Raw genomic sequence first — 26,625 nt, forward strand, 5'->3', positions numbered from 1 at the left:
AGGCCCTTCAATGCGCTGCCCTTGGAAACGGGACATCTTTCCAATCTCCGTGGGCCAGTTCAGCGGAGTGCATTGTTCATGGCCTCGCGCCGCGCCGGCATGAATACATGAATGCCGCAGGCATCATCCACGGGCTTCATATCCAACTGGCTCCTCCCGGGAGAGGCTTCGAACTGCCTCAGTCTTGCCACCAATCGTGCCACGCCTGAAGTCGCCACGATCGACATTGCCTCGGCAACCTCCAATTCGCGGTATACCTCCCACAACCTCGCCAAGCCGTCACTACCGACGAGAACGTGGAGCGGCCTGCTGACGCTGAAGGAGATTACCGTTGCGTTCATGGCACTCCCCGCGTTAATCGTCAGCGCACTCGTGTCCACGTTGCGTTGCTGCTGTACGCGCCTTATCCGCAGGGCCTCGAGTTTTGCGCCACAGAATCCTGATGCTGGCTTCCACGCATTGAGACAAGCGGGCTCTGCGGTAATTCGCCTGCGCATTACATCTGCCCCCAGATCGTCCTGCACAACGTTGAAGAAGCAGTCTGCATACCGATAGACCGTCATCTCCACCTGGCCATCGAATTCGCTGATTTCCACCAGGACAGCCGCAGCCACCGGCCAACTCCACTCGGCGGCGACACCCTCAGAGCGTTCATCGAACTCGCGCTTGAGCTGGTCGATGATCTGCGCCAGCACGGACGTATCAAACGCGCGTTGACTGAACTCTGCCTTCAGACCCTCCGACAAGCGTCGCGCAAACCAGCCAGAATTGGATTCACCAGAAAAAACGGTAAATGGCTGGTCACTGAGCGGAGAGCCGCCATCAATCACCCAGATCAGGAGGCTGTCCCCTCGCGACAGATAACCCACCACATCCTCGTTCGGAACGTCCACATAGGCACCGCTGCATGCCTGGTCAATCCAGAACTCGGTCATACATTGACCTCAGTCGCCTTGGACATCGCGACTTGGAGAGTGCGGAGCCCTCCAGAGACGACTCGCTCATCCATGTAGTCATGTCGCAGGGACATTTCAATCGCGTCCGCGTCGCCAGGATCGAGAATGAACTCAGCCACCAGGCGAGGCTTGAAATTCATGAACGACAGCAGCACCAGCTCCTTGTGAGCACGGGACCAGACGGTGGGCTGACTGAACCTCACTCCCCGAAGCATCGATTCACTTCCAGCGGCTATTTTCCATATTTCTGCGATGCAGTCATAGTCAAGCCCATTTACTTCGCCGAACCTTCTGATCGCGGAATTGGCGCGGGTAAATGCTGGAACACTCGGGATGCAGAAGACACTGTCCAGCGCAGGTTCCTCCAATACCAGAACTCCGGAAACACTCAAACGACTGAGCAACCCATTCACGATCCGGGCGCGTTCCTTGAGGTGCAGCAGAGTAAACCGACAAGTGATCAGATCGAACTCGTCTCCAACGCCATCCCACTCTTCGATCTCTCTGAGATCAGCCACCGTGTAGCTGACGTTCCTGATGACCAAAAGATCGGCTTCACGGGCAGACAAGGCCACTTGCTGCTCACTCGAATCCACACCCAACACGACCGAATCCGGACGCACCTTGGCCATCCATCGGGAGATGGACCCATGCCCGGCCCCCACTTCCAGGATCCTGCCTTTCCTGTCAGGAAGGTAGGTCTCGATGAACTCTTTCGTGCTGGCATCGTAAATATCGGCCGTTATGAGAAGGCGCTTCCTATCCCGCTCCCCGGTAGCTAGCGGATACTCCAGATCGCGCGCCGGAATCTGCCCCTCGTCTACACTCGACCACTGCTCAAGCTGCAATGCAGCGGACCAGTAGTACTCAGGCACATCCTCTGGCCGGGCCCCAACCACTTCCACCCATCTGAAGTCCGCATGTTCGTCGCTTAGACGGATCGCGCCCCCAGCATGCCCGCACCTGTAGAACACGAGCAGGACGCTCTTCCCTGGAACAATCGCGCAGGAGCGGCTGCCAAGGTAAGCAGCCTCTGTCACGACCAGCCCACACTCCTCAAGCACTTCCCGCGAAAGGGTTTCTTCCAGACTTTCCCCAACGTCAGGACGCCCTCCTGGAAGCTCAAGTTCGCCTCGCGGATTCCGTAGAAACAACACCCGCCCGCTTGAGTCTGCGATGACAGCCTTGACACTCACCGGGCTCATGGCCCTACTCCCAGCGGCTCGTGTCCGCGCGCATAGGCAGGCTCAGCGACCAGCCGACGCTGCCGCTCCGTGAGAAGAGATGCATCGAATGGGATGGAAGGAGCTTCCGAGTGGTTCGGGGTGGCAGGCAGTATCGTCAACGCCGTGTGCTCAGGCGGCCGGCGGAAATACGAGTGATTGTTCATATAGCGCGCGAAAACGGCACGCCGCTGGCTTGATCCTGCCACAGCGTACGTGCCATGAACCAGCGCCTCTGAGAATACCAACGCGTCACCCGCATCAAGAGGGATGTGCCGCAACAGCTCATTGCCCTCGAGCTGCCGGCACGCGTCCGGCACCGGAAAATTTGCGCGGTGAGAGCCGGGAATGCAGCAGAAGTGATTGTGAGAGATCCCGTTGTCAGTCAGCGCGTACTGAACACCTATGAGACCTGCGTGGACACGACCATTCCGCACCCAGTAGTAGATGCCTTCGTCGAACATGTCTGCGTGATGGTGTAGGTTACCTGCGCTGCTCACAAATCTCTCGCTGGCACAGAACATGTGGTCCATACGGAACCGCCCCCTGAACACAGCTGTCAGGAAGCGGAAGACCGGCTCTGGGTCAACCAGCTGCCGCCACTCGTCACCCCAGTCCAGATTGACGTCATGAAGTGGCCCGTTCTCCAGGTGTTGCGACCAGTACTGCTGAAGTCTGCAAATATGCTCGGGGTCAAGGACGCCACGGAGGATGACGTAGCCGTTGAGGTCAAACTCGAAGTAGAGCTCTTCGATGGATTTCAAAGCACAGCACCTCTCGTCCATTGAGAAGGTTGGCGCGCATGAAGTTGGATTGCGCGCAACCTTTTATCCACCTTTTCTCCACGGACATCACTTCTATCTCGCATGACACTTCTGTAAGGAAATTCCGGAAAATCTGCATCTGTGACCTGTCCCACGTCCAGATGCTTCGAGTTTCCAGCGATCCAGCCCGCCGTCATGAAATAGAGTTTCTGAGAACGGAGTAGTCGTTCCGTACCTTGCCAAGGTAAGCGGTCGTTGCGCTGACGCTTTCGACTCAGGACACAAGTGAAAATCGCCTCATGGCGTCTCGTCGCCGATGACCGAGTACTTCACTCCGGTCAACGAGTGGCTGAAGCAGCAGAACGAAGGCCAGATGTGTGGCTGGCAGGCCAACGCCGCCCCGGCGGCTACAGAAAGGGGCGGGTCCGCAAGGATCCGCCCCTTTCTGTAGCGCCGGCCGCTGTCCGGCAGCTACGCGATGAAGACCAAGCGGCCGGCTTTTCCGGAATGCCTGTCAGCTGTCCTTCTTCGCCGCCATCGCCGCGGCCAGTTCCGCCTTGAATTCCTCGAAGGTCTGGCCCTTCTCTTTCGCTTCGGCGTGCGCGGCGTCGCGCAGCGCATCGGAGTACATCAGGCGCACCGGCGTGCCGTTGCGCTCGTGCAGTTCACCGGCCTGCATGATCAGCGCCAGTACCTGTGCGGCAGAGTCACTGTGGCCGGCGATACGGCCGTCCATGCCCAGCACCCATTCGCCGTCGCGGCGCACGACACCGGCCAGCAGGGTGCGCTGCGCGTCGCGCAGTTCGGCATGCGGCTCCACCGGCGAAGCCTGGGCAGCGGCCTTGTTGGCGGCCTGCTTTTCCTGGCGACGGCGCTGGTCGCGGCGGGTCTTGGAGCTGGTGGACATGGTGCAATACCGCTGCGAGGGGGGCGCAAGGATAGCGCACCCCACCCGCCACGCCGCTTCACACCCGCTCAATCCAGCACTTTGCCGTGCCGCCAGTAGCCCATGAAGGTGATCGCGCGGCGGTCCAGCCCGCAGTCACGGACCAGATGGCGACGGATCGCCATCACCGCCCCCGCCTCGCCTGCCACCCAGGCATACAGCGGCCCTGCCACGCTGGCATCGGCCTGTTCCCAGAGGATCTGCGTATCGACGTCGATCTCCTCCGGCGCATCGCCGGCAACCACGCCCGAGGCCGCTGCCAGCCGCGCCTGCACCGCCTGCAACAGAGGCGCCCCGTACGCCGCGCGCCCGCGCGGCAGCCAGACCAGCTCGGCGGTAGCCGGTGCCTTCAGCGGCACCGCGTCGCCGGCCTGCGCCACTTCCAGCAAGGCCAGCGTACGCGGCGGATCCACCATGGCCGCCAGTTCCTCAAGAATGCCAGCCACCGCCGGTAACGCGGTTTCATCGGCCACCAGCAGCACCTGGCCGACGCCGGCCGGCGGCTTCCATTCCCAACCTTCACTGCTGTCGGCGCAGTCGGCATCGGGAGCCAGCAACACCACACGGTCGCCGGGGCGTGCATGGATGGCCCAGCGTGAGGCCGGCCCGGTCTCGCCATGCAGCACGAAATCAACATCGACCTCGCCCAGCTCTGCACGCAGCTGGCGGATGGTGTAGGTGCGCATCGGCGGGCGCTGATCGTCCGGCAGCGCCCGGTAGCGCGGATACCAGTCCTCGCCGCAGGGCACCTGCGGCAGGTCCTGGCCAGGCAAGGGGAAGAACACCTTGATGCGCTGGTCCGGGCCTTCGGTCTTCATCCGCGCCACGTCGGCGCCGGTGAACACCATGCGGTCCAGGGAAGGGGAAAGAACGCGGCGCTCCTTCAGCGCCACCTCGAACAGGCGGTAGGTCTGCTGCGCAGCCATTTGGGGGAAACCTCATGCAACGACATCGGATCGGCTGGCTGTCGTGCATCCACGCACCGGCTGGCTGGAGTGCCCAGCCTAGTCCGGCCGTTCTCTGCCGCAAGTGTTTCGGGCATCGTGGCCCGCCCTACCCCTGCGCGCTGCTCAGTGACCCGTGCAGGCTGCCTGCGCCGCACGCTCGCGCTGGTGTTCCCAGTACCAGAACACGAAACCGGCGCCGAAGAACGCCGCCTGGCCCAGTGCCAGGTGCAGCGGGCTACCGCTCAGCAGTGGTGACACCACGCCGGCCACCACGGTGCTGATCATCAGCTGCACAAAGGCCTGCAGCGACGAGGCCAGGCCGCGCTGATGCGGGTACATGTCCAGTACCGCCAGCGCCAGGATCGGGAAGATCAGCGCCATGCCCATGCCCCCCAGGAAGATCGGCAGTACCGCCCATGGCAGTACGAACTGTGGCGACAGCACCACGTAGCCAACGTTCAACAGCACCGACAATGCGCACAGGCCGAAACCAATGGAGACCTGGCGGGTGGGCGTGGTGTGCCCGGCCATGCGCCCGGACAGGAATGAGCCGGTGGTCATGCCGCCGATGGTCGGGATGAACAACCAGGCAAACCCGCCCTCGCCCAGGTGCAGGTGCTGCATCACGAACACCGGCGCCGAGGAGATGTACAGGAAGATTCCACCAAAGCCGATGCTGCCGGCCAGCGCCAGGCGCAGGAAGCGTGGATTGAAACCGATGCGCACGTAATCACGCATCAACGCGCGCGGTGACAACGGCACGCGCGCTTCGACCGGATGGGTCTCGGGCAGGTAGCGTGCAGTGGCCGCCAGCAGGACCAGCCCGAACACCACCAGGAACCAGAAGATCAGCGGCCATCCCGCGCCACTGAGCAGGATCCAGCCACCGATGATCGGCGCGATGGCCGGGGCGATGCCGAACAGCATGGACACCTGGCTCATCAGCCGCTGCGCGTCATGGCCGTGGTACAGGTCGCGGATCACCGCGCGGCCGACGATCATGCCGACACCCGCCGACAGGCCCTGCAGCGCGCGGAAGGCCAGCAGCGTGGTCAGGTCGGTGGACAGTGCGCAGCCCACCGAGGCGCCGACGAACACCACCAGTCCACCGAGGATCACCCGCTTGCGGCCCCAGGCGTCGGACAGCGGGCCGTGCGCCAGGCTCATCAGGCCGTAGAACAGCAGGTACACGCTGATGGTCTGCTGCACCGCCACCTCGTCCACCGCCAGGCGCCGGGCCAGCTGCGGGAAGGCCGGGAAGATGGTGTCGATCGAGAACGGGCCGAACATGGCCAGGCCGGCAAGCAGCAGGGCCATGCGGCGGGTGGAGGGAGCAACAGCGGCGGTCATGGGAAGGGCGTCCGGCAGGGCCATGCGTGGCACGCACGGCGGGCGCCGGTCCCTGTCTGCAGGGAGGGCGCCAGATGAATTCGGGTATCTGGCCATCATAGGTGGGGATTGCGCCTGATGCCATGCAGCGATGCACAAAACGCACGTCCGGGCCATCGGCCATTCAGGCGCAGCGGCCAGGCCCGTAGACGGCCAGCGGGCCCGCAACGGGCTATAATCGGCGGGCAACACGGTGGGAGAAGCGGAACACCGCTGCCGAAGGCGCAACGCCCGTAATCGCTCAGGCCCGATACCACCCGTAACAGAACTCTGGAGAGACCGGTTCGATCCGGCGCCGAAGGGGCACGAAGCCGCGGTTTTCCGCGCTTCCAAACTCTCAGGCAAAAGGACAGAGGGGCGCCCCGCAGACCGCCGACCGGCGGCTTGTGCCCGTGCGTGTGCCCTTTCCTGACGGATCCTTCGCCATGTCCCAGAACACCCCTTCCCTGCGTGAGCTCGAGCACCACAATGCGTTCGTCGAGCGCCACATCGGCCCCAACGATGCCGAGATCGCGCAGATGCTCGACGTCGTCGGCCACGCGTCGCTGGATGCGATGACCGATGCCATCGTGCCGGCCAAGATCAAGTCGCCGGCGCCGCTGGCGCTGCCGGAGTCGATGACCGAAGTGCAGGCACTGGCGAAGATCCGCGCGATCGCCGACAAGAACACCGTGCTGCGCAGCTTCATCGGCCAGGGCTACTACGGTACCCACACCCCGAACGTGATCCTGCGCAACATCCTGGAAAACCCGGCCTGGTACACCGCCTACACCCCGTACCAGGCCGAGATCTCGCAGGGCCGCATGGAAGCGCTGATCAACTTCCAGACCCTGTGCGCCGACCTGACCGGCATGGAGATCGCCAACGCCTCGCTGCTGGACGAAGCCACCGCCGCCGCTGAAGCGATGACCCTGGCCAAGCGTTCGGCCAAGTCGAAGTCGGACACCTTCTTCGTGCACGACGCCGTGCACCCGCAGACCCTGGAACTGCTGCGTACCCGCGCTGAACCGATGGGTATCGTGCTGCGCGTCGGCACCCCGGCCGAAGCACTGGAAGCGGAAGCCTTCGGCCTGCTGCTGCAGTACCCGGACACCTTCGGCCAGATCGGCGATTACAAGGCCCTGGTCGAGGCCGTGCACGCACGCGGCGGCCTGGTGGCCGTGGCCACCGACCTGCTGGCGCTGACCCTGCTGGCCGCACCGGGCGAATGGGGCGCGGACATCGTGGTCGGCAACAGCCAGCGTTTCGGCGTGCCGTTCGGCTTCGGCGGCCCGCACGCCGCGTTCATGGCCTGCCGTGACGCCTACAAGCGCTCGATGCCGGGCCGCCTGATCGGCGTTTCGGTCGATGCCCAGGGCAACCCGGCCTACCGCCTGACCCTGCAGACCCGCGAGCAGCACATCCGCCGCGAGAAGGCCACCTCCAACATCTGTACCGCACAGGTGCTGCTGGCGGTGATGGCCTCGATGTATGCGGTCTACCATGGTCCGGAAGGCCTGACCCGCATCGCCCGGCGCACCCACCGCCTGGCCTCGATCCTGGCTGCGGCACTGCGCAACGCCGGCGTGCAGGTCGGTGGCGACTTCTTCGACACCCTGCACGTCACCGGCGTGCATGCCGATGAGATCCACGCCAAGGCACGCGCCGCCGGTTACAACCTGCGCGCGATCGACAGCGACTCGGTCGGCATCAGCCTGGACGAGACCGCCACCCGCGCCGACGTGGTCGCGCTGGCCGCCGTGTTCGGCGCGCAGGCTGACGTCGAGGCGCTGGACGCCAGCACCGCCGACGCGCTGCCGGCCGGCCTGCTGCGCCAGTCCGCGTTCCTGACCCATCCGGTGTTCAACACCCACCACAGCGAGCACGAACTGCTGCGCTACCTGCGTTCGCTGGCCGACAAGGACCTGGCGATGGACCGCACGATGATCCCGCTGGGCTCGTGCACCATGAAGCTCAACGCCACCGCCGAGATGATCCCGGTGACCTGGCCGGAGTTCTCGCAGATCCACCCGCTGGTGCCGGCCGACCAGGCGCTGGGCTACAAGGAACTGATCGACACGCTGGAAGCGATGCTGGTCGAATGCACCGGCTACGACGCGGTCAGCCTGCAGCCGAACTCCGGCGCGCAGGGCGAGTACGCCGGCCTGCTGGCGATCCGCGCCTACCACCGCTCGCGCGGCGAAGGCCACCGCGACATCTGCCTGATCCCGGACTCGGCGCACGGCACCAACCCGGCCTCGGCGCAGATGTGCGGCATGAAGGTCGTGGTGACCAAGACCGATGCCAACGGCAACGTCGACGTCGAGGACATCCGCCTCAACGCCGAGAAGTACAGCGACCGCCTGGCCGCGATCATGATGACCTACCCGTCCACGCACGGCGTGTTCGAGGAAGAGGTGGTCGAGATCTGCGAGATCATCCACAAGCACGGCGGCCAGGTGTACACCGACGGCGCCAACATGAACGCCCTGGTCGGCGTGGCCAAGCCGGGCAAGTGGGGTTCGGACGTTTCGCACCTGAACCTGCACAAGACCTTCTGCATCCCGCACGGCGGTGGTGGCCCGGGCGTGGGCCCGTGCGCGGTCAAGGAGCACCTGGCCCCGTTCCTGCCGGGCAAGCTGGGTGACAACGGCCCGGTCGGCATGGTCAGCGCGGCCAGCTTCGGCAGTGCTTCGATCCTGCCGATCAGCTGGATGTACATCGCGATGATGGGCCGCGAAGGCCTGCGCAAGGCCACCCAGGTCGCGCAGCTCAACGCCAACTACATCGCCAAGCGCCTGGCTCCGCACTTCAAGACCCTGTACACCGGCCGTAACGGCCTGGTGGCGCACGAGTGCATCCTGGACGTGCGCCCGCTGGAGAAGACCAGCGGCATCGGCGCCGAGGACGTCGCCAAGCGCCTGATCGACTTCGGCTTCCACGCCCCGACCCTGAGCTTCCCGGTCGCGGGCACGCTGATGGTCGAACCGACCGAGAGCGAGTCGCTGCACGAGCTGGATCGCTTCATCAACGCGATGATCCAGATCCGAGAGGAAATCAGCGCGATCGAAGACGGCCGCCTGGACCGCGAGGACAACCCGCTGAAGAACGCGCCGCACACCGCCACCGCGGTGACCGCCAGCGAGTGGACCCACGCCTACCCGCGCGAACTGGCCGCCTTCCCGCTGGCCAGCCTGAAGCAGAGCAAGTACTGGCCGCCGGTGGCACGCGTCGACAACGTGTACGGTGACAAGAACGTGATGTGCGCCTGCATCCCGGTCGATGCCTACAAGGATGATGAAGTCGAGGCTTGATTCCTCACTGCATCGATAAAGAAAAACGGCCCGCGCAAGCGGGCCGTTTTCATGAGGGCGTGTGAACCAGGGTCCACACCCACAGTTACCCGATCACGGGTCCGGCATCTGTCCCAGGCTCAACTGCCACGATACGCCGAAGCGGTCCTGCACCCAGCCATAGCGGTTGCTGAAGTCGTAATCACCCACCGGCATCAACCAATGGCCGCCCTCGCCCAGCACGCGTGCCGCACGCTCGAACTGCTCGGCACCGGAACACTCGACGAACAGCGAGATCGACGGGCTGAAGGTGAAGTCGTGCACATCCAGGCTGTCGAAGCACAGGTAATGGGTGCCACCGAGCAGGAAGATGGCCTGGCGGACCTGTCCGGGTACGCCGGCGCCGGCCCCCTCGGGGTGGCGTTGCAGGGCCAGCAGGCGGAAATCGGCAAAGGCTTCGGCGTACAGGGCCAGCGCGGCCTCGGCCTGGCCGGTGAACATCAGGAAGGGACGGCTGCGCAGCATGCGGTACTCCTGGTCGACGGGCCGCTGGCGGCCCACACGATCAGGATGGCACGGCGGATGTATGCCGGCTGTAGAGCCGAGCCCGCGCTCGGCTGGCGACTACGCGAACAGCAGCCGACCACAGGGTCGGCTCTACAGAAACTACAGCAACCGCAGCCGACCGTAGGGTCGGCTCTACAGCTTCAGTCACGCCTCGCGCATGCGCCGGGCGATGGCGCTGCCGGCGGCGATGGTGGCGGTCAGCGCCACCATCGACAGGAACTGCAGGCGGGTGTGCGCCTCGCTCAGCAGCAGGCCGAAGATCAGCGCCAGGATCGCCAGCGCGCAGCAGGTCAGCCACGGGAAACCGGCCATGCGGAATGGCAGCCGGGTACCCAGGCGATCGGCGCGGCGGCGCAGCACCAGCTGCGAAACCAGCGACAGCGTCCACACCAGCAGGCAGGTGGAACCGACGATGTTCAGCAGCACCGGCAGCACCCGGTCCGGGAACAGCAGCTCCATCACCGTGGCCGCAAAGCCGAACAGCACGCTGGCCAGCACGGCGATGACCGGCACCTGCCGCGGATCGGTCCAGCCCAGCACGGCCGGCGCTTCGCGGCGCTGCGCCAGCGAATACATCATGCGCGAGGCGCCGTAGAGGTTGGCATTGAGTGCCGACAGCAGCGCGATCACCGCGATCAGGGTGATGGCGGTGCCTGCGCCCGGAATGCGCGCAATGTCCAGCACGGCGGCGAAGGGCGACTTCAGTGCTTCGCTGGTCCACGGCACCACGGCGATGATCACGCTCAGCGAGCCGATGTAGAACACCAGGATGCGCCAGGCCACGGTACGAATGGCACGGGCGATGCTGCGTTCGGGATCTTCGGTTTCGGCCGCCGCAACGGCGACGATTTCGGTGCCGCCGAAGGCAAAAACGACAACCAGCAGCGCCGCACCGATCCCGGCCAGGCCCTTCGGTGCGAAACCACCGTGTTCGGTGAAGTTGCTCAGGCCAGGTGAGGTGACCTGCGGCAGCCAGCCCATCAGCAGTGCCACGCCGATGGCAATGAAGGCCAGGATCGCCGCCACTTTCAGGATGGCGAACCAGAATTCGAACTCGCCGAAGTTCTTCACCCCGAGCAGGTTGATCGCAGTGAAGAACAGCATGAAGGCCAACGCAGCCATCGGCACCGGCACCACCGGCCAGACCGTGGCAAGCAACCCGGCCGCACCGACCGCCTCGGCGGCGATCACGATCACCAGCTGCACCCACCACAACCAGCCGACCGTGGCGCCAGCGGTGGCGCCCATGGCATCGGCGGCGTACACCGAGAACGCGCCGCTGGTCGGTTTGGCCGCCGCCATCTCGCCCAGTGCGTTCATCACGATGATCACCAGCGCGCCAGCGACCAGATACGAGACCAGAACGGCCGGACCGGCCGCCTGCACACCCACGCCCGAGCCGAGGAACAGGCCGGCGCCGATGGCGCTGCCCAGGCCCATCATGATCAGCTGGCGGGGCTTGAGCGAATGTCCGAGGCGGGACGGCGAAGCGGTCGGAATCGAGTTGGGCATCGGCGGGGCTGGCGGCGGGCTACAGGGGCGACACCTTACCCTGTCCCGTGCCCACGGGGATAGGCACAGCGCAGCAGGCGGCTCAGGCCAGTGCGGGCTCGCCGACGTTGCCGCCGATACGGGCGCGATAGGCGCGCGGCGAGAAACCGGTTTCAGCCTTGAACTTGCGGGTGAAGGCACTCTGGTCGCTGAAACCGCAGGCCTGCCCGATGCAGGCAATGCTGTCGTCTCCATGCAACAGGTGCATGGCCATCTGGATCCGCAGCCGGGTCAGCACCTGCTGCGGGGTCATCTGGAACACCTTGCGGAAACTGCGTTCCAGCTTGGACAGCGAGAAGCCGGTGATGTCCAGCAGGGTCTGCATGCGCACGTTCTCGGCGTAGTGCGCGTTGAGGTGGGCCAGGGCCAGCCGCAGCTGCTCGTACTGGGCGCCCAGGCTATCCTTCTGGCCCAGGTCGCGGGAAATGCCGATCAGGCCCTCGATGGCGCCATCGACCAGCAGCGGTCGCTTGCAGGTCAGGCACCAGCCCGGTTCGCGGTTGGCGAACAGGTGCAGCTCCATCAGGTTCTCGATCACCTCGCCGGACAGCACGCGGGCGTCCTGGTCGACATAGTCCGCGCTGAGGCCGGTCGGGTAGATCTCGGCCGCCGTGCGCCCGATCACGTCCTTGCGCGCGCGCAGGCCCAGCCGTCGCAGCATGGTCTGGTTGACGTGGGTGTACCGCCCCTGGCGGTCCTTGATGAAGAACAGCACGTCCGGGATGGCGTCGAACAGGGCTTCGATGTCGGCGGGCTCGACTCGCATGGAGCAAGCATACCCGAGCCTGCTTTTGCCTGTACGTTCACCTCTGCCGGACCTCGGTTTAACGGGGCTGGTTCCAGTGTCGTGGTTCCTTCTGATGATTCGGAGCCAACGTCAATGGCCGCCAGCAAGCCGACCGGCAAGCGCGCAATCGCCCCTGCCGAAAACCACCGCCGGGGCGACGGCGATGAACTGCACCAGCAGGCCGGGGGCACCCATCCGGTGATGACCACCGATCAGGGCATCCCGGTGGCAGACAACCAGAACTCCCTGCGGCAGGGAACTCGAGGGCCCACGCTGCTGGAGGACTTCATCCTGCGCGAGAAGATCACCCACTTCGATCACGAACGCATTCCCGAGCGCATCGTGCACGCACGTGGCAGCGCAGCACACGGCTACTTCGAGCTGACCCGGTCACTGGCCGCCCATACCCGCGCGCGTATCCTGACCGAGGTAGGCGTGAAGACGCCCGTGTTCACCCGTTTCTCGACGGTAGCCGGCGGCGCGGGCTCGGTGGATACCCCCCGCGACGTGCGCGGCTTCGCGGTCAAGTTCTATACCAAGGAGGGCAACTGGGATCTGGTTGGCAACAACATTCCGGTGTTCTTCATCCAGGACGCCATGAAATTCCCGGACCTGGTGCATGCGGTGAAGATGGAACCGGACCGTGCGTTTCCGCAGGCCGCCACGGCCCACGACACCTTCTGGGATTTCATCTCGCTCATGCCCGAGTCGATGCACATGATCATGTGGGCGATGAGCGACCGCGCCATACCGCGTTCGCTGCGGATGATCGAAGGCTTCGGTGTGCACAGCTTCCGCCTGCTGAACGAGGCGGGCGAGTCGACCTTCGTCAAGTTCCACTGGCGGCCCAAGCTGGGTATCCAGTCCACGGTCTGGGACGAAGCGTTGAAACTGCAATCGGCTGACAATGACTTCCATCGCCGCGATCTGTTCGAGGCCATCCAGCGCGGTGATTTCCCCGAGTGGGAACTGGCGGTACAGCTGTTCACGGAAGAGGACGCCGAGGCATTTCCGTTCGATCACCTGGATCCGACCAAGATCATCCCTGAATCGCTGGTACCGCTGCAGGTGATCGGGCGCATGGTGCTGGACCGCTGGCCCGACAACTTCTTCGCCGAGACCGAACAGGTGGCGTTCTGCCCGGCCAACGTGCCGCCGGGCATCGACTTCAGCAACGATCCGCTGCTGCAGGGCCGCCTGTTCTCCTACCTGGACACCCAGCTGCTGCGCCTTGGCGGCCCGAACTTCCACCAGATCCCGGTGAATGCTCCGAAGTGCCCGTTTGCCAATCATCAGCGCGATGGCCACATGCAGATGCAGGTGCCCAAGGGCCGCGTGGCCTACGATCCCAGCTCGCTGCAGGACGACACCCCGCGCGAGACACCGGCCGGTTTCCGCAGCCATGCCAGCGCCGACGACGGCCGCAAGGGCCGCACGCGTGCGGAGAGTTTCGCCGACCACTACAGCCAGGCCCGGATGTTCTTCCGCAGCCTTGAAAAGCCGGAGCAGGCGCACCTCGCATCGGCGCTGGTCTTCGAGTTGTCCAAGGTGGAAACGCTGAAGGTGCGGGTGCGCACCGTCAGCCACCTGCGCAACATCGACGAATCGCTGGCCCGGCGCGTGGCCGATGGTCTGGCGTTGCCTGCACTGCCCGACGCGGCGCCGACTGCCACCCCGGTGCGGGACATGCCCCCCGCTCCCGAGGTGCGCATGATCGGGCGCAACAAGCCCATCCTGCAGGGTCGCTGCATCGGCGTCCTGTTCGATGAGGGCTCCGATGCCCGCGTGATCGCCAGCCTGAGCAAGGCCGCTCGGAAGGCAGGTGCGGAGGTGAAGCTGGTGGCACCAAAAGTGGGAGGCGCCACGCTCAGTGACGGCAGCGTACAGGCCGCCGATGGGCAACTGGCCGGCACGCCATCGGCCGTGTTCGATGCGGTGGCCGTGGTGCTGAGCGTGGAAGCGTCGAAGGCGTTGTCGAAAGAGAGCGCCGCCCTGGAGTTCGTCAGCCAGGCTTGGGCACACCTGAAGGCCATCGCCAGCGACGCAGGCGGCCAGGCGCTGCTGAAGGCGGCACGGGTCGGCAACGACCCCGGCATCGTCGAAGCGGAAGACGCCAAGGCTTTCCTGGCAGTCGCCGCCACCCGCCAGTGGGCGCGTGAGCCCAAGCTGCGCCTGCTGGCCTGACCACTACAACAGGAGAACCGTCATGCCCCGTGGTGACAAATCCGCATATACCGGGAAACAGAAGCGCCAGGCCGAGCACATCGAGGACAGCGAGCGCGAGCGCGGCGCAAGTGAAGGGACTGCCGAGCGCATCGCCTGGGCCACCGTGAACAAGCAGGACGGTGGCGGCAAACGTAGCGGCAGCGCACGCAAGGGTACGAAGAAGGCGGCGAGCAAGAAGGCGGCCAGCAAGGCGCCTGCCAGGAAGTCAGCCGCAAAGAAGGCCACGACCAAGGCGACGGCCGCGAAGAAGGCGCCTGCGAAGAAGGCGGCGGCAAAGAAGGCACCGGCTCGTAAGACCGCCGCCAAGAAGGCCGCAAAGAAGACAGCGGTCAAGAAGGCCGGTACAGCCGCCTCGCGCAGTGCTGCAGCGAAGAAGGCGGCCAAGACCCGTGCGGCGAAGAAGACCGTGCGCAAGGTGGCGGCCAGGAAAGCGGCACGTACCCGCGCCCGCAGCTGAGCGCATCGTTCAACGCGGCAACGTCCTCATCCACGCGGCCACTTCGGCTGCAGCTGCGTCGGCACGCGCCTGCAGCAGCAGATGTGGCCCCTCCAACGACACATGGCGGGCATCGGGCAACAGGGCCTGCAGCTCGGCCACGCTGGGCGGCCACAGCAGGCGGTCGTGGCACGCGTGCAGGCACAGCGTCGGCACCTGGATCGCTGGCAGCAATGCACGCACGTCGACCCGCAGGGTTGCTGCGGCGCGTTGCCGCAACGTGCTCGTCGGAGTCCTGGCCAACGCATCGCGCAGCATCGACGTGTGCCCGCGGGTGTACCACGGCCCCAGCAACAGGCGCGCCAGCAATGCCACGGGAGGCAGCGGCCAGGCCGGCGACAGCAGGGCTGCGCTGGCTGCCGGCAGTGGCACCGGCCGACGCGCAAAGGTCGCTGCAAGCACCAGTCCGCGCAGCCCGGTGGGATGGCGCGTGGCCAGTTCAACAGCCAACGGGCCCGAGAAAGACTCGGCGAGCAGGATGAAGGGACGACTGGGCAGCTGCGACCACAGCCGTTGGGCAAGCGTGGCGTGATCCTGCGGTCCCTGCGCGGGCAGCGTGATCGCCTGCGTTGTCAGACCGTAAGCCTGGAGTGCCGACAGGAACGGGGGCGACAGCCTGCTGGAGCCATCCAGACCGGGCAGCATCAGCACGTGCTGCGGCGCGGCCGATGCAGGGAAACAGATCGGCGTTTCCTCGCTCCCGATTCCCATGCCACCTCCTTTGCTGGCAAGCATCACCCACATCGGCAGGCAACGGAACCCCTGCTCCGGCTGTCCTGCTGCTTTGCCGGCCAATGTTGGGCAATACTACCCGCTCTGCCGCGGGACGCGGCTACCCGGGAGAGCCGTTGATGCGATGGACCTGCGCGCTGGCCATGATGGCCATGATGCTGCCACTGAACAGCTCCGCCAGCGATGGTTGGATAAATGGGGATGGCAAGGCGTTGACGGAGACCGATGCCATGAAATCCAGCGGCGGCTTCGCGGCATCGCTGCTGGTCACTTCCGATGCCGACTGGCGGGCCAAGTGGGAGACCCCGCCGGAGACCACTCCCGGCTTCAACGAGGCCAACGAAGTCCACCTGGGCGGTGAGTTGTTCCTGCTGACATTCCTCTCCAACCCGCAACTGGACGAGAACCGCGTACCCAAGGTGCACTGCGATCTGCGCATGCTGCGCCCGGACGGCAGTACCAGTATCGACGAACGCGATGTTCCCTGTTTCACCGCCGCCCTGACAGGCCCGCCAAACCTGCTGTACATGACCAACCTGCACCTGAAGTTCGTCGCCGAGGCCGGTGATCCCAAAGGCACGTGGACTGCGCAGGTGGTGGTCCGGGATCTGCTGCGGAAGGTGAGCCTGCCGCTGCAGGCCCGCTTCGACGTCCGTTGAACCGGGGCATGCGGATGAAGATGCGGCGACTCCTGAGCTGGACCGGTCTTGCGCTTTGCGTGGTCTACCTGCTGTGGACCGCATGGCTGGTTCACGGCGCGCAGTCGGAAGGGGACCCGAAGGGTACCTATATCCTGATGGCGCTCCCCATCACCCTGCAGTCCGCCGCACTCGATGCCATCGGCGCAGGCGGCCTGCTGCGTGGCAAACCCTGGTCGACCGCATATGCAGTGCTGGTTCCGCCAACACTGCTGTTGCTGTACGCAGCCGGCTGGCTGATCGAACGCTCAGCGCGCGGGCGCTAGCCCGCGGCATCGTTCCGGTGGGTGCATCGACGCCCTGCATGCGGGACATCGCAGGCAGGGCGCCTTCCAGTATCCAGTTACAGGTCGCTTACGCCGCCCGCGCCGGCATGACCGGCATGCGCGGCCCCTGCTCCAGCTGGAATACCGCCACTGACGTGGTCAGTGCATGCGCCTGTTCTTCCAGCGCGCGGCTCGCGGCAGTGGCTTCTTCCACAAGCGCGGCGTTCTGCTGGGTCACCTGGTCCATCTGCACCACCACCTGGTTGACCTGCTCGATGCCGGCGGCCTGCTCCTTGCTGGCCGCTGCGATGTCGCTCATCAGCTGGGTGGTGCGCGAACTGGCCTGCGCCACGCGTGCGATCGCGGCTTCCGATTCAACGGTCACCGCCAGGCCACTCTTCACCTTGGAAGCTGCGTCCTCGATCAGTTCCTTGATCTCCTTGGCGGCGACACCGGCACGCTGCGCGAGTGTGCGCACTTCGCTGGCGACCACGGCAAAGCCACGGCCCTGCTCGCCTGCACGCGCAGCTTCCACTGCGGCATTCAGCGCCAGGATGTTGGTCTGGAACGCGATGCCGTCGATCACCGTGGAGATTTCCGAGATGCGCGCCGAGGACTGATCGATTTCGCCCATCACCGATGCCATCTGTGCCATCGCCTGCTCGGTCTCGCGCACGGCGGCACCGGCGGCATGCGCTTCGCTGTCGGCCTGACGCGCCAGTTCGGCGTTCTGGCGTACGGTGGAGGTCAGCTCCTCCATCGACGCGGCCGCTTCTTCCAGATTCGCGGCCTGCTGCTCGGTGCGGCGCGACAGGTCGTTGTTGCCGGCGGCCAGTTCCTGGGCCGCGTTGTTGATGCTGTCGGCAGCCACCTGGATGCCGCGGACAATGCCGGTCAGCTGCGCGGTGGTGGTGTTGGCATCGTCGCGCATGCGCGCAAACACGCCGTCGTACTCGCCCTCCATGCGTGCGGTCAGGTCGCCATGCGAGATCGCGCGCAGCACGTCGGAAACATCGGCGATGCTGGCCTGCGAACTGGCCATCATGCCGTTGAGGTGCTCGACCATCGTCTTGAACTGGTACTGGAACGCAGCGGCATCGCCACGCATGCTGAAATCGCCGGCGCGTGCGGCGCGGGCCAGTTCATCGATCTGCGCGTTGATCGCCATCAGGCTCTGCTTCACCGCTGCCAGGGTGCGGGTCAGCGTGCCCTTCTCGCCCGGGTAGTCCGGCAGGTCGCGGCTGAGGTCACCCATGGCGTAACGCTGCATCACCTCGGCCATCAGCAGTTCCACCTGCACGTGTGACTCCACCAGGCTGTTGGTGGCCTGCACCATGCGGCCGAAATCACCGGGGAACGCACTGGCGTCCATGCGATAGCGGATTGCACCGGCCTCGTGCTGCTCGGCCATCTGCAACTGCGCGCCGATCGCCGCCTGCACACTCTGGCGCACGCTGGCCATCGCCTCGCCCAGCTGGGTCAGCTCGTCGCGGCCACCGAGGCGGAACTCCTGGTCCAGCTGTCCCTTGGACAGGCGCTCGGCCAGGTTCACCGCGCGCGCCAGCGGACCGGTCAGGCTGCGGCCGATCATCACCGAGGCACCGATGCCCACCAGCAACGCGACGCCGCCCAGCACCAGCAGCTGCAGCAGGCTGCGCTCGCCCAGGCGGATCGCCTCGGCGGCAGCCTCACGGCTTTCCTTCTCCTCGAAGTCCACGCCATCGGACAGCGCCTTGTTCCAGCCGTTGGCGGCTTCCTGCACCGGACCCAGGGTCAGCGCCACGGCGCCCGGGTAGTCGCCCTGCTCCATCAGTTCGCTGGTCTGCTTGTTGAGCGGGCGCGCGATGGCACGCTTGGCCGCGATGGTTTCCGCGATGGCCTTGCCCTCCGCATCGCCTGGCAGTGCCTGGTAGGCGGTCCAGCTGGCCTCATAGCGCTTGACCAGATCGGCAATGCGCTTCTCATCGCTGCCGCGGTCTTCGCCCTGACGGATCAGCATCTCGCGGCGCACCACCATCATCTGGTTGTTGGCGTCGAGCATCTGCGACAACAGGCGCACCTTGGCCACGCTGACGTCGACCACCTGCTGCATCGCGCGCTTCTGCACGACGCTGGCGGTGGCGCCGGTGGCCACTACGGCGGCAACCAGCAGCAGCAACAGGCCAAAGCCCAGCCCAAGACGCCAGGCAACCCTGACGTTCCTCAAGTAGTTCATGGGGGTATCCAAAACGGGGGGATGTGGCCTTATCGGCGGCACGGCAGGCAATCTTGATCGCCGCCCATCGACGGCGTCGGCCACCGTTCACCTTGGTGAGCCCCCGTCCCAGCGACACATGCCGCTGGCAACCGGCCGCAATGACATGCCTGCTCATGCGGGCATCAGATCCCTTTCACGGCGGCTCGGCGCCGCCTGCGGGCAAGGTGGCGGCGTACCTGCTGGAGATCCCAATGCGCTCATCTGTGTCTCGATCCACCCTGCTCGCAATCTCGCTGCTGGCGTCGCCGGCCTTCGCGCAGGCGCCGCCGCCCAACCTGCCCGCCCCCATTGCCGAGAAGGCTGGCCCGGACACCGCAGTGCGCTCCGCACTGCATGCCCAGGTGCTGCTGGATCGTGCGAACTTCTCTCCGGGCCAGATTGATGGTGAGGTAGGCAGCAACCAGCGGCGGGCGGTGTCAGGCTTCCAGACGGCACACGGCCTGACCGTAACGGGTGAGCTGGACGACGCCACCTGGAAGGCTCTGCAGGCCGATACGATCACGCCGCTGGCCAGCTACACGCTGACTGCTGAGGATGTCGCCGGCCCGTTCCAGCCGATACCGAAAGGACCCGCCGCCCAGGCCAAGGTGAAATCGCTGGGCTACAGCAGTGTGGAAGAAGCCTTGGGCGAGCGCTTCCACGCGTCCCCAGAGCTGATGAAGATGCTCAATCCCGGCGTGGATCTGACCAGGGCTGGCAGCCGCATCCAGGTCCCCAACATCGCCCCGGCCGCATTGCCGAAGGCCGCCAGGATCGTGGTCGACAAATCCGACTCCACGCTGCAGCTACTGGACGCGCAGGGCAAGCTGATCGCGCAGGTGCCGGTGTCATCCGGCAGCCAGCACGACCCGCTGCCGATCGGCGAATGGAAGATCCTGGGCGTTTACCGCGACCCGCCGTTCCACTACAACCCCAAGCTGTTCTGGGATGCACGCAAGGGCGAAAAGAAAGCCACGCTGCCGCCCGGCCCGAACAATCCGGTCGGCCGGGTCTGGATCGACCTGTCCAAGCCGCATTACGGCCTGCATGGCACGCCCGAGCCCGGCCGTGTCGGCAAGACCGAGTCGCATGGCTGCGTACGCATGACCAACTGGGATGCGCTGCGCGTGGCCGACGCAGTGGACACCTCGGTGCCTGTCGTGATGCAGGAGTGAGTCGATGCGTCTTTCGCAACTGATCGTGCTGGGTGTTCTGCTGGGATTGGGTGCAGGTTGGTGGCTGCACCGCGATATGGATGAGCCGGTGACCGACGCGCTGCCGGAAGCGCCATCGACGGTGGCCGCCGCGCCGGTGACGGAACCGGTAGCGCCAGGCGCAACAGTCCCACCCGCCTCCACCGCGCCGCCGGCCGCGCAGACTGCGGATGCACCGCCCGGGTTACTGCTGCCGGTGCAGGGCATCCTGCCCTCGCAGCTGCGCGATACCTTCACCGATGCACGCAGCGAGGGCCGCGTACACGATGCCATCGACATCATGGCCGATGCAGGTACGCCGGTGCTGGCGGTGGCCGATGGCACGGTGGAAAAACTGTTCGACAGCGAGCGCGGTGGCCTGACGATCTACCAGTTCGAGCCCAGCGGGCATTGGTGCTACTACTACGCGCACCTGCAGCGCTACGCCGATGGCCTGGCCGAGAAGCAGGTGATCAAGCGCGGCGAGGTGATCGGCTACGTCGGCAGCACGGGCAACGCCAGTGCCGAGGCCCCACACCTGCATTTCGAAGTGCATGTGCTGGGGCCGGAGAAGCAGTGGTGGAAGGGAGAGTCGATCAATCCCTATCCGCTGCTGAAGTCGGCAGCGATGATGCCCGGCGCTGCCAGCGTCGCAATGCCACAGTAAAGACGGCCAACGCAGCTCCTGGAATCATCAGCAACAGCGCCGCCATCTTCCAGAAGAAGAACGGCCACAGCCAGAGGTAGTCGAGGTCGGTCAGCTTCAGCACGTCCATCGGCGGCAGCAGGTCCACCGAGGCCGCACGGCCGGCCAACGCCGGATCGACCTCCAGCACGGTCAGCCGCAGCGAGGAACGGCCTCGCGGCAGTGCGTCACTGCGGCCGTAGCCGAAGTACGAGGCGGCGAACCGGTCTCGCTCGACCGATTCCAGTGCGCGGTGGATCTCCGGATCGGTCACCGCCGAGCGGCTGTCCGCGCGGAACTCGGTGCGATCGGTTGGGGTTTCCGCGCGCAGGCGCAGCTCGGGATCGACCGCCGGATCGGCGCCGTCATCCGCATAACGCAGACGCAGTCGCAGCGGGTCGTCGATGAAGCGGTACACCGTGATCTCGGCGGTCGCGCCCGGCTGCAGCACCAGCGGCAGGGTCTGCGTGCGCGAAGCCAGGTAATTGGCGAGCGCGCCCAGCACCAGCACGATGCAGGCCAGCGTCCACAGGCTCCACAGCAGCCACAGAGTCACCCGTGCGACCGTCTCGCCCTTCATACCGAAGTCTCCGTCATCGCTGCGCTGCCCTGCCGGCTGTGCCGCCACAGTACCGAAAACGAAAAAGCCCCGCTTGCGCGGGGCTTTTCCTTCAGCAACACCAGGCAGGGCCCAGCGCTACCGGTCTCTCACTCAGGCGAACGGATCCTGCAGGACCATGGTGTGGTCGCGGTCCGGGCCGGTCGAAACGATGCTGATCGGGCAGCCGGCCAGTTCTTCCAGCGAACGCAGGTAGGCGCGTGCCGCCGGCGGCAGCTCGTCCCACTGGGTGATACCGTGGGTGTTCTCGCTCCAGCCCGGGAACTCCAGGTACACCGGGGTGCACTCTTCCCAGCCCTGCGCATCCAGCGGAGCATATTCGGTGCGCTTGCCGTTGTATTCGTAGGCGATGCAGACCTTCAGCTTTTCCATGCCATCGAGCACGTCCAGCTTGGTGATGCACAGGCCGCTGATGCCGTTGATGGCCACGGCGCGCTTCAGTGCGACGATGTCCATCCAGCCGCAACGACGCGGGCGGCCGGTCGAGGCACCGTACTCAGCGCCGCGGTCACGGATGCCCTGGCCGACTTCGTCGTCCAGTTCGGTCGGGAACGGGCCACCGCCGACGCGGGTGGCGTAGGCCTTGGCGATGCCCAGCACGTAGTCGATCGAATCGGCGCCAACGCCGGAACCGGCCAGCGCGCCACCGACGGTGGTGTTGGAGCTGGTGACGTACGGGTAGGTGCCGTGGTCGATGTCCAGCAGCGCGCCCTGCGCGCCTTCGAACAGCACGCGCTTACCCTGCTTGCGCAGGTCGTGCAGGATGCCGGCCACGTCGGACTTCATCGGCTGCACGTATTCGCCGAAGGCCAGCGCCTCGTCGAAGGTCTTCTGGAAGTCGACCGCATCGGTGTTCAGATACTTGGTCAGCACGAAGTTGTGGTAATCCAGCGCGGTGCGCAGCAGTTCTTCCAGCTGCTTCGGGTAATGCAGGTCGGCGATGCGGATGCCGCGACGCGCCACCTTGTCTTCGTAGGCCGGGCCGATGCCACGGCCGGTGGTGCCGATCGCCTTGCCACCGGCAGCGCGTTCGCGCGCCTGGTCCAGAGCGATGTGGTACGGCATGATCAGCGGCGCGGCCGGGGAGATCTTCAGGCGCGAACGTACTTCCACGCCGGAGGCTTCCAGCTCGGCGATTTCCTTCTGCAGCGCGGCCGGCGAGATCACCACGCCGTTGCCGATCAGGCACAGCGCGTCGTCACGCAGGATGCCCGACGGGATCAGGTGCAGGACGGTCTTCTTGCCGTTGATGACCAGGGTGTGGCCGGCATTGTGGCCACCCTGGAAGCGCACGACGGCGCCGATTTCCTCAGTGAGCAGATCGACGATCTTGCCCTTGCCTTCATCGCCCCACTGGGCACCCAACACTACGACAGACTGACCCATGACGGGCTCCTCGATTTGTTGCGGCCATCGGGGCCGCGGACGGGTAAACCGTGGCGGGGCTGGCCAGCACCTGGAGGGCGGCTCCAGACGGGGAGCGGCCGGCGATGGAAGGCCCAGACACGGAAAAAGCCGAACGGGGAGGCCCGTCCGGCTTTTGTGCATTATCCGGGTTTCCGGGGTCCGCTGCCACCTTTCCGACGGACGGCTTCACCGGCCGGTCAGGGGACCGAAATGGGGTCAGATCCCTTTCCTGCGGAAAGGGATCTGACCCCTGCTAATGCCTCACCCACCACAGCAGGCCCAGGCCGGCCAGCAGCACCAGCCCGCCGAAGCTGCGCAGGGCCGGGCTGGGCAGGTCCAGCAGGCGCTCGGCCATGCGCTTCCAGGCGAACGGCGCCACGAACAGGAACAGGCCTTCCAGCACCGCGACCAGGCAGATGGCGGCGAACAGATCTTTCATGGGGGACTCCGGAAAAAGCACGGGGCCCGGCGTCTGGCCGGGCCCCGTGGGGTAGTGCCCTGCGACCTCAGCGGTCGTTCTTCAGGTACTGCAGGAACGGGTCGTTCTTGTCGAGCACGATCACGCCATTGCCGTCGGTCATGGAGCCACGGTAGGCCTCCAGGCTGCGGTAGAACGCATAGAACGACGGATCAGCCGAGCCAGCCTTGCCGTAGATGCGGGCCGCCTCGGCATCGCCTTCACCGCGCAGGCGCTGTGCATCACGCTCGGCCTCGGCGATCAGCACGGTGCTGTCGCGGTCGGCCTGGGCACGGATGGTCAGCGACTGCTCCTCGCCCTCCGCACGCAGCTTGGCCGCTTCCTGCTTGCGCTGGGCGCGCATGCGCTCGTACACGTCGTTGATCACCTGGCTGTCAGTCGGCAGGTCCACCTGCTTGATGCGCAGGTCGATCATCTGCATGCCGAGGCCGGCCACCGCCTCGTTGATCCCCTTCAGCTGCTCGGCGATCAGCTCGCTGCGGTCACCGGACACCAGCTGCTGCAGGGTGCGCGAGTTGATCTGGTTGCGCAGCGAGTCGGTGATGATCGGTGCCAGGCGGGCATTGGCGATGCGCGGATCGCCGCCGGTGGCACGGAAGTAGTCACCTACGTTGGAGATGTAGCCGATGGCGAAGAAGTCGACGCTGACGTCCTTCTGCTCGGCGGTGAAGTAGCGCGCCGGCGCGGTGTCGAGCACCTGGAAGCGGCGGTCGAAGACCTTCACCGTTTCCACCACCGGCACCTTGAAATGCAGGCCCGGCTTGATGTCCGAACGCACCACCTTGCCCAGGTTCAGCACCATGGCGGTCTGGTCCTCACGGACCACGTACACCGAGCCGAGCAGGCCCAGCACCACCGCCACGATCACGGCGATCCAGATAGGACTCTTCATCGGCTGCCCTCCTCACGGCCGCTCGGTCGCCCGGTCGGGCGGCCCACCGGCCGGCCCGGATCACGGGAAGCTTCCACCGCTGCACCCGGCAGCGACGGCATCACCACGTCCGGGTTCGCCACTGCGGCCGGGGCCGAGGTGGTGGGACGGGTATCGCCAGTCATCGGCACGTAGATCAGCTGGCGGCCATCGCCGCCGATCACCTTGCGGTTCTCGCTCAGCACCTGCTGCACGGTCTCCAGCCACAGGCGCTTGCGGGTCACTTCCGGGGCGTCCTTGTACTGGGCCTGCAACAGGCTGAAGCGCTGCGCGTCACCCTCGGCCTTGGACACCACGGCCTGCTTGTAGCCTTCGGCGGTGGTACGGGCGCGCGAGGCCTGGCCCCGGGCTTCCGGCACGACCTTGGCAGCGTAGGCCTGGGCCTCGTTGATCAGGCGTTCCTTGACCTGCTGGGCACCGTTGACCTCGTCAAAGGCCGGCTTCACTTCTTCCGGCGGACGGGCGTCCTGCAGGGTCAGGCCGGTCACGGTCAGGCCGGTCTTGAACGCCTTCAGCAGTGCCTGCAGGCGCTCCTCGGCAGCCACGGCCAGCGGGCCACGGTTGTTCAGTACCGCGTTGAGGTCGGCACGGCCGACTTCCTCGCGCACCGCGCTCTGCGCCGACTGCTCCAGCACCTGGTTGGCATCGACGGTGCCGAACAGGTACTGCTGCGGGTCGTCGATGCGGTACTGGACGTTCAGCGAGACGTTGACGATGTTCTCGTCGCGGGTCAGCACCGGCACCTGGATCGAGAACGTCTTGATCTCGGTGGCGTTGACCTTGGTGACCGATTCGATCGGCCACGGCAGCTTGAAGTTCGGACCGGGCTGCAGGATGCGCGAGAACTGGCCGAAGCGCAGGACCACGCCACGCTGCTGTTCGCCGATCAACTGGAAGCTGGAGAACAGCACCAGCAGCACCACGGCCGCCACCACCCAACGCACGATGCCGCCGTCGAACAGGTCCTTCAGTGGCCCGGGCAAACCGCCCCAGCCACCACCATTGCCACCGCCGCGTGACCCGAACGGCCCGCGTCGATTGTCCTCGGGGCCTTGTCCGCCCTTGTTGCCGCCGGGTGTATTCCAGGCCATGCACGCTCCATCAAGATGTGGGCTGCGGCGCGGGCCCTTCCCGCGGCGCCAGCCGTGAAACCATTACCGATCATACAAGATGGGGCGGATCGGCAGGATCGAAAGGGGGGCAACGGGGTAAGGTGGCGTTTTCCTCGAAGTCAGGCAATGCCGATGGCCCCCACCACCCCGTTCACCGCCTTCCGCATCGAAAACGACGACGCCGGTTACCGCAGCGGCCTGGCCCAGCTCAAGGTCGAAGACCTCAGCCCCGGCCAGGTTCTGATCCGCGCCAACTGGTCCTCGGTCAACTACAAGGACGCCCTGGCCGGCACCGGCAAGGGAAAGATCCTGCGCCGCTTCCCGCTGGTGGGGGGCATCGACGTAGCCGGCACCGTGGTCGCCAGCACCGATCCGGAATGGCGTGAAGGCGACGCGGTGCTGGCCACCGGCTGCGGCCTCAGCGAGACCCGCGACGGCGGCTACAGCCAGTATGTGCGGCTGGAATCGCGTGCGGTGATCGCCCAGCCGGCCGGGCTGAGCCCACGCGAGGCGATGGTGCTGGGCACCGCCGGCTTCACCGCGGCGTTGGCGCTGCTGCGCATGCAGGACAACCGGCAGAGCCCGGAACTTGGACCGCTGGCGGTCACCGGCGCCAGTGGCGGCGTCGGCGCGCTGGCACTGTCGATCTTCAGCCGCGCCGGCTACACGGTGCATGCGATCAGCGGCAAACCCGACCAGACCGGTTTCCTGCACGCCATCGGCGCCACCGAGGTGCTGCCGCGTGAGGCCCTGGCCGACACCGGCCCGCTGCAATCGGCGCGTTTCGGTGGGGGCCTGGACAATGCCGGCGGCGCCATGCTCGCCAGCCTGCTGGCGCAGACCGCGCCCTACGGCAGCGTGGTCAGTGCCGGCCTGGCGGCCAGCCCGGCGCTGGACATGACCGTGATGCCGTTCATCCTGCGTGGCGTGTCGCTGCTGGGCGTGTCCTCGGCCAATGCGCCACGCGGGCTGCGCGAGGATGTCTGGGCGCGGCTGGGCAACGAATGGAAACCGCAGCACCTGGACCGCATCTGTACCGCCGAGGTTGGCCTTGATGGCCTGCCGGCCGTGTTCGAGCGGATGCTGGCGGGCGGCTCGCTGGGCCGCACCGTGGTGCGGATCGACTGAACGTAGCAGGCAGGCG

24 protein-coding genes and 1 riboswitch are annotated in these 26,625 nt (G+C 65.9%); of the genes, 8 read left to right on the forward strand and 16 right to left on the reverse strand.

All coding sequences use genetic code 11. The annotated features are described in order from the left end of the window. Positions 1-59: 59 nt before the first annotated feature. From ACSYHF_RS14955 to ACSYHF_RS14980, 6 genes are all read right to left on the reverse strand, one after another. Entirely contained in the window at positions 60-935 is an 876-nt protein-coding gene (locus ACSYHF_RS14955) for a hypothetical protein (protein WP_180886283.1), read from the reverse strand. Next, positions 932-2,161 carry an NUDIX domain-containing protein gene (locus tag ACSYHF_RS14960; protein WP_447575769.1) on the reverse strand — a complete coding sequence of 410 codons (1,230 nt, stop codon included), beginning with the start codon at positions 2,159-2,161 and terminating at the stop codon, positions 932-934. The genes ACSYHF_RS14955 and ACSYHF_RS14960 overlap by 4 nt, the downstream gene beginning before the upstream one ends. Beyond that, positions 2,158-2,943 carry a phytanoyl-CoA dioxygenase family protein gene (locus ACSYHF_RS14965; RefSeq protein WP_329848460.1) on the reverse strand — a complete coding sequence of 262 codons (786 nt, stop codon included), beginning with the start codon at positions 2,941-2,943 and terminating at the stop codon, positions 2,158-2,160. The genes ACSYHF_RS14960 and ACSYHF_RS14965 overlap by 4 nt, the downstream gene beginning before the upstream one ends. Before the next feature lie 514 nt (positions 2,944-3,457). After that, entirely contained in the window at positions 3,458-3,850 is a 393-nt protein-coding gene (locus ACSYHF_RS14970) for a hypothetical protein (RefSeq protein ID WP_005418286.1), read from the reverse strand. 68 nt (positions 3,851-3,918) lie between these two features. Beyond that, positions 3,919-4,815, reverse strand: a complete 897-nt coding sequence (locus ACSYHF_RS14975) for a siderophore-interacting protein (protein ID WP_005418287.1) — start codon at positions 4,813-4,815, stop codon at positions 3,919-3,921. A 144-nt stretch (positions 4,816-4,959) separates the two neighbouring features. After that, entirely contained in the window at positions 4,960-6,186 is a 1,227-nt protein-coding gene (locus ACSYHF_RS14980) for a multidrug effflux MFS transporter (protein ID WP_053500685.1), read from the reverse strand. 299 nt (positions 6,187-6,485) lie between these two features. Further along, a riboswitch (glycine riboswitch) is annotated at positions 6,486-6,588 on the forward strand. Between the two features lie 62 nt (positions 6,589-6,650). Here ACSYHF_RS14980 and gcvP point away from each other — a divergent pair. Then, positions 6,651-9,518, forward strand: coding sequence for an aminomethyl-transferring glycine dehydrogenase (gene gcvP, locus ACSYHF_RS14985; RefSeq protein WP_447575770.1), 2,868 nt, complete (start codon positions 6,651-6,653; stop codon positions 9,516-9,518). Positions 9,519-9,611: 93 nt separating this feature from the next. Here gcvP and ACSYHF_RS14990 read toward each other — a convergent pair whose 3' ends face one another. The 3 genes from ACSYHF_RS14990 to ACSYHF_RS15000 all read right to left on the reverse strand — a co-directional run bounded on the left by ACSYHF_RS14990 (position 9,612) and on the right by ACSYHF_RS15000 (position 12,381). After that, positions 9,612-10,022 carry a VOC family protein gene (locus ACSYHF_RS14990; protein WP_005418291.1) on the reverse strand — a complete coding sequence of 137 codons (411 nt, stop codon included), beginning with the start codon at positions 10,020-10,022 and terminating at the stop codon, positions 9,612-9,614. Positions 10,023-10,208: 186 nt separating this feature from the next. Next, positions 10,209-11,576 carry an amino acid permease gene (locus ACSYHF_RS14995; protein WP_329844264.1) on the reverse strand — a complete coding sequence of 456 codons (1,368 nt, stop codon included), beginning with the start codon at positions 11,574-11,576 and terminating at the stop codon, positions 10,209-10,211. Positions 11,577-11,658: 82 nt separating this feature from the next. Then, positions 11,659-12,381 (reverse strand): helix-turn-helix transcriptional regulator, encoded by a 723-nt coding sequence (locus ACSYHF_RS15000; protein WP_005418296.1) that lies wholly within the window; start codon positions 12,379-12,381, stop codon positions 11,659-11,661. Positions 12,382-12,495: 114 nt separating this feature from the next. Here ACSYHF_RS15000 and ACSYHF_RS15005 point away from each other — a divergent pair, with 114 nt between their 5' ends. Together ACSYHF_RS15005 and ACSYHF_RS15010 are read left to right on the forward strand one after the other, a co-directional pair. Beyond that, on the forward strand, positions 12,496-14,586 hold the full coding sequence (locus tag ACSYHF_RS15005) for a catalase (protein ID WP_447575771.1): 2,091 nt from the start codon (positions 12,496-12,498) through the stop codon (positions 14,584-14,586). A 22-nt stretch (positions 14,587-14,608) separates the two neighbouring features. Beyond that, a complete protein-coding gene (locus ACSYHF_RS15010; protein WP_065178228.1) occupies positions 14,609-15,085 on the forward strand; it encodes a hypothetical protein in 477 nt (158 codons plus the stop codon). A gap of 9 nt (positions 15,086-15,094) precedes the next feature. Here the strand turns inward: ACSYHF_RS15010 and ACSYHF_RS15015 are convergent, their stop codons facing one another. Beyond that, on the reverse strand, positions 15,095-15,835 hold the full coding sequence (locus tag ACSYHF_RS15015) for an alpha/beta fold hydrolase (RefSeq protein ID WP_065178227.1): 741 nt from the start codon (positions 15,833-15,835) through the stop codon (positions 15,095-15,097). A gap of 167 nt (positions 15,836-16,002) precedes the next feature. Here ACSYHF_RS15015 and ACSYHF_RS15020 point away from each other — a divergent pair, with 167 nt between their 5' ends. Then, a complete protein-coding gene (locus tag ACSYHF_RS15020) occupies positions 16,003-16,515 on the forward strand; it encodes a hypothetical protein (RefSeq protein WP_231111973.1) in 513 nt (170 codons plus the stop codon). A gap of 14 nt (positions 16,516-16,529) precedes the next feature. Further along, positions 16,530-16,820 (forward strand): hypothetical protein, encoded by a 291-nt coding sequence (locus ACSYHF_RS15025; protein ID WP_447575772.1) that lies wholly within the window; start codon positions 16,530-16,532, stop codon positions 16,818-16,820. Positions 16,821-16,908: 88 nt separating this feature from the next. Here ACSYHF_RS15025 and ACSYHF_RS15030 read toward each other — a convergent pair whose 3' ends face one another. Further along, positions 16,909-19,035 (reverse strand): methyl-accepting chemotaxis protein, encoded by a 2,127-nt coding sequence (locus ACSYHF_RS15030; RefSeq protein WP_095378358.1) that lies wholly within the window; start codon positions 19,033-19,035, stop codon positions 16,909-16,911. A gap of 233 nt (positions 19,036-19,268) precedes the next feature. Between ACSYHF_RS15030 and ACSYHF_RS15035 the strand changes: the two genes are divergently transcribed. Then, positions 19,269-20,231: a L,D-transpeptidase family protein gene (locus ACSYHF_RS15035; RefSeq protein ID WP_447575773.1), complete on the forward strand. Its 963-nt coding sequence runs from the start codon at positions 19,269-19,271 to the stop codon at positions 20,229-20,231. Positions 20,232-20,235: 4 nt separating this feature from the next. Further along, a complete protein-coding gene (locus tag ACSYHF_RS15040; protein ID WP_447575774.1) occupies positions 20,236-20,916 on the forward strand; it encodes a M23 family metallopeptidase in 681 nt (226 codons plus the stop codon). Here the strand turns inward: ACSYHF_RS15040 and ACSYHF_RS15045 are convergent. From ACSYHF_RS15045 to hflK, 5 genes are all read right to left on the reverse strand, one after another. Beyond that, positions 20,846-21,514, reverse strand: coding sequence for a hypothetical protein (locus ACSYHF_RS15045; protein WP_134955446.1), 669 nt, complete (start codon positions 21,512-21,514; stop codon positions 20,846-20,848). The genes ACSYHF_RS15040 and ACSYHF_RS15045 overlap by 71 nt on opposite strands. 132 nt (positions 21,515-21,646) lie before the next feature. Continuing rightward, positions 21,647-22,939 carry an adenylosuccinate synthase gene (locus ACSYHF_RS15050; protein WP_005418326.1) on the reverse strand — a complete coding sequence of 431 codons (1,293 nt, stop codon included), beginning with the start codon at positions 22,937-22,939 and terminating at the stop codon, positions 21,647-21,649. Positions 22,940-23,213: 274 nt separating this feature from the next. Next, positions 23,214-23,399: a DUF2065 domain-containing protein gene (locus ACSYHF_RS15055; RefSeq protein ID WP_447575775.1), complete on the reverse strand. Its 186-nt coding sequence runs from the start codon at positions 23,397-23,399 to the stop codon at positions 23,214-23,216. Between the two features lie 67 nt (positions 23,400-23,466). Then, positions 23,467-24,330, reverse strand: a complete 864-nt coding sequence (hflC, locus tag ACSYHF_RS15060) for a protease modulator HflC (RefSeq protein WP_005414169.1) — start codon at positions 24,328-24,330, stop codon at positions 23,467-23,469. Further along, complete coding sequence (gene hflK, locus ACSYHF_RS15065) at positions 24,327-25,460, reverse strand: FtsH protease activity modulator HflK (RefSeq protein ID WP_005418335.1); 1,134 nt, start codon at positions 25,458-25,460, stop codon at positions 24,327-24,329. The genes hflC and hflK overlap by 4 nt, the downstream gene beginning before the upstream one ends. A 153-nt stretch (positions 25,461-25,613) precedes the next feature. On the opposite strand from hflK, the gene ACSYHF_RS15070 reads away from it, so the two are divergent. Further along, a complete protein-coding gene (locus tag ACSYHF_RS15070; RefSeq protein WP_053498913.1) occupies positions 25,614-26,609 on the forward strand; it encodes a YhdH/YhfP family quinone oxidoreductase in 996 nt (331 codons plus the stop codon). The last annotated feature ends 16 nt before the right edge of the window (positions 26,610-26,625 follow it).

The organism is Stenotrophomonas maltophilia group sp. P373 (assembly GCF_053295075.1).

Coding starts and splice junctions, on each gene's coding strand:
- ACSYHF_RS14955 (WP_180886283.1), bottom strand. CDS start 935: ATGACCGAGTTCTGGATTGACCAGGCATGCAGCGGTGCCTATGTGGAC.
- ACSYHF_RS14960 (WP_447575769.1), bottom strand. CDS start 2,161: ATGAGCCCGGTGAGTGTCAAGGCTGTCATCGCAGACTCAAGCGGGCGG.
- ACSYHF_RS14970 (WP_005418286.1), bottom strand. CDS start 3,850: ATGTCCACCAGCTCCAAGACCCGCCGCGACCAGCGCCGTCGCCAGGAA.
- ACSYHF_RS14975 (WP_005418287.1), bottom strand. CDS start 4,815: ATGGCTGCGCAGCAGACCTACCGCCTGTTCGAGGTGGCGCTGAAGGAG.
- ACSYHF_RS14980 (WP_053500685.1), bottom strand. CDS start 6,186: ATGACCGCCGCTGTTGCTCCCTCCACCCGCCGCATGGCCCTGCTGCTT.
- gcvP (WP_447575770.1), top strand. CDS start 6,651: ATGTCCCAGAACACCCCTTCCCTGCGTGAGCTCGAGCACCACAATGCG.
- ACSYHF_RS14990 (WP_005418291.1), bottom strand. CDS start 10,022: ATGCTGCGCAGCCGTCCCTTCCTGATGTTCACCGGCCAGGCCGAGGCC.
- ACSYHF_RS14995 (WP_329844264.1), bottom strand. CDS start 11,576: ATGCCCAACTCGATTCCGACCGCTTCGCCGTCCCGCCTCGGACATTCG.
- ACSYHF_RS15000 (WP_005418296.1), bottom strand. CDS start 12,381: ATGCGAGTCGAGCCCGCCGACATCGAAGCCCTGTTCGACGCCATCCCG.
- ACSYHF_RS15005 (WP_447575771.1), top strand. CDS start 12,496: ATGGCCGCCAGCAAGCCGACCGGCAAGCGCGCAATCGCCCCTGCCGAA.
- ACSYHF_RS15010 (WP_065178228.1), top strand. CDS start 14,609: ATGCCCCGTGGTGACAAATCCGCATATACCGGGAAACAGAAGCGCCAG.
- ACSYHF_RS15015 (WP_065178227.1), bottom strand. CDS start 15,835: ATGGGAATCGGGAGCGAGGAAACGCCGATCTGTTTCCCTGCATCGGCC.
- ACSYHF_RS15020 (WP_231111973.1), top strand. CDS start 16,003: ATGGCCATGATGCTGCCACTGAACAGCTCCGCCAGCGATGGTTGGATA.
- ACSYHF_RS15025 (WP_447575772.1), top strand. CDS start 16,530: ATGAAGATGCGGCGACTCCTGAGCTGGACCGGTCTTGCGCTTTGCGTG.
- ACSYHF_RS15030 (WP_095378358.1), bottom strand. CDS start 19,035: ATGAACTACTTGAGGAACGTCAGGGTTGCCTGGCGTCTTGGGCTGGGC.
- ACSYHF_RS15035 (WP_447575773.1), top strand. CDS start 19,269: ATGCGCTCATCTGTGTCTCGATCCACCCTGCTCGCAATCTCGCTGCTG.
- ACSYHF_RS15040 (WP_447575774.1), top strand. CDS start 20,236: ATGCGTCTTTCGCAACTGATCGTGCTGGGTGTTCTGCTGGGATTGGGT.
- ACSYHF_RS15045 (WP_134955446.1), bottom strand. CDS start 21,514: ATGAAGGGCGAGACGGTCGCACGGGTGACTCTGTGGCTGCTGTGGAGC.
- ACSYHF_RS15050 (WP_005418326.1), bottom strand. CDS start 22,939: ATGGGTCAGTCTGTCGTAGTGTTGGGTGCCCAGTGGGGCGATGAAGGC.
- ACSYHF_RS15055 (WP_447575775.1), bottom strand. CDS start 23,399: ATGAAAGATCTGTTCGCCGCCATCTGCCTGGTCGCGGTGCTGGAAGGC.
- hflC (WP_005414169.1), bottom strand. CDS start 24,330: ATGAAGAGTCCTATCTGGATCGCCGTGATCGTGGCGGTGGTGCTGGGC.
- hflK (WP_005418335.1), bottom strand. CDS start 25,460: ATGGCCTGGAATACACCCGGCGGCAACAAGGGCGGACAAGGCCCCGAG.
- ACSYHF_RS15070 (WP_053498913.1), top strand. CDS start 25,614: ATGGCCCCCACCACCCCGTTCACCGCCTTCCGCATCGAAAACGACGAC.